The following is a 1,649-nucleotide window of genomic DNA, read 5'->3' on the forward strand; positions in this document are numbered from 1 at the left end:
GCACGACTAAGCTGCCAGTCGAAGACAACATCGCTTCCTGGTTTTCCCATTACGCAGAGATAGCCCTGAGTGGTTTTACCTTTTTTCTGATCCGGGTCCATGAAACGAACTGGAGTTTCATCGACCTGCACATAGCCACTGTCTAAGAGGTTCTGATGCATCAGTCCATAAATCGGATTAAACCAGTTGGCCACGCACTCGATCCAACTCGCCATCGTCTTACGTGAGATCTGAGCGCCCCAGTGTGTGGACATCTTTTCCTGGCGATACAGCGGCAGGTGATAGAGATATTTATTCAGCGCAATGTAAGCGAGCAATTCAGCGGAAGCGTAGCCTCCGTCGATCACTCGCTTGGGTGCAGGTGCCAACACGGGAGGGAGCATGCGTTCGAACTTATGACGAAACTTTGGGCGCACTATTGCGCACTTCCATAGCTTGGGCGGAGTGATCCGCACTTCGAAAGTCTCTTCAGCGATCCCGATGCGCTCGTAGAGCTCGGGGTTTGCTTTAACCTCCTCGGGTAAAATCTCAACAGTCTCTAGAACTGGTAAGTCGGCAAAATGCTCCGCGGGTGTAGGACGTTTACTGCCCTTGCGGCGGCGCTCGTAAGTGATCGTTTCCTTTTTTGATTCTGATTGTTGCTCTGCGGGCTTGTCATCGAGCCCCAGGCGAGTCTGCAAGGCGTCGAAGGTTTCACTTTTCCCCGTCCCGACCAAGTTGCGCTTAAACCACTCCAATTGAGCGCGCAACTCGGCGTTCTGCTCATTTAACTGCTCATTCTTCGACTCTAGTTCGGCCTGCCTCTTCTCTAGAGTGCTGAGTCTTTCCATGAGTTGCGCCGCTGACATAACGCCGCGTATCGAAGAAACAGATACGATGAGGATCAAGTTTTTTATCGCTCATACCACGTCTTTTTACAGCCATCCTTCAGATCGATACCTTCCAATAGCATTCCAAGAGCTTGAGGCGTCAGCGAGAGCTTGCATGCGTCACTGCCCCTGGGCCAACTGAAGCATCCTTTCTCCAAACGCTTGGCAAATACCCAGACACCACTACCATCCCAGTAGAGGATCTTTATGCGGTCGCGTCGTTTGTTCGCAAAGACAAACAACGACCCTCTGAACGGATCCTCTTTGAGGACATCGCTCGCTTCAGTCCATAGCCCATTAAAACTCTTACGCATATCCACAGGCTCGACCGCTAAGTAGACCTTCGTTTGGTGTGGGAAACTAAACATACCTCAATCCCTCAGCAGCCGAATTAGTTGCGCTAAATCTGCAGCACTTGAACCGCACACACTCGTCCCGTCTGGAAGGCGAACTTCCAGACGATGCTCGGATGGACCTGAACCGTCCCCACTTAATGCCAACTCATGAAACTTACGCGGCGACGGCTTTAAGCCGCGCAGATCTCCTCCGTGCTTACGGCGACGCCCCAACCACGCGACCAGAGTCCCGTAGCGAATGCCTTCACAGCGACAAAATGCTTCCTGCGTCAGACCACTTGAGTCATACCGCTCAAGTATCTGTGCCCATTCTTCGGCACTACGTATCCGGCGACCTTGGCGATCAGATTTTGAACGATCCACACACAACTCTGTTTCGATTGATTCCATACGCCAAACTTACCACGGAAAAATTTACCGTATA

At 51.7% G+C, this 1,649-nt stretch carries 3 protein-coding genes; all 3 read right to left on the reverse strand.

Translation table 11 applies throughout. The features are described 5' to 3' along the window. The coding region (locus tag QEH59_RS18480) for an IS66 family transposase (RefSeq protein WP_308986864.1) at positions 1-830 on the reverse strand (830 nt) is incomplete at its 3' end. A 62-nt stretch (positions 831-892) separates the two neighbouring features. After that, entirely contained in the window at positions 893-1,237 is a 345-nt protein-coding gene (tnpB, locus tag QEH59_RS18485) for an IS66 family insertion sequence element accessory protein TnpB (RefSeq protein ID WP_308986865.1), read from the reverse strand. Positions 1,238-1,240: 3 nt separating this feature from the next. Beyond that, complete coding sequence (gene tnpA, locus QEH59_RS18490; RefSeq protein WP_308986866.1) at positions 1,241-1,615, reverse strand: IS66 family insertion sequence element accessory protein TnpA; 375 nt, start codon at positions 1,613-1,615, stop codon at positions 1,241-1,243. Positions 1,616-1,649 lie beyond the last annotated feature (34 nt).

Origin of the sequence: Thalassobacterium sedimentorum, from assembly GCF_031127905.1 — a bacterium.
Classification (GTDB): domain Bacteria; phylum Verrucomicrobiota; class Verrucomicrobiia; order Opitutales; family Coraliomargaritaceae; genus Thalassobacterium; species Thalassobacterium sedimentorum.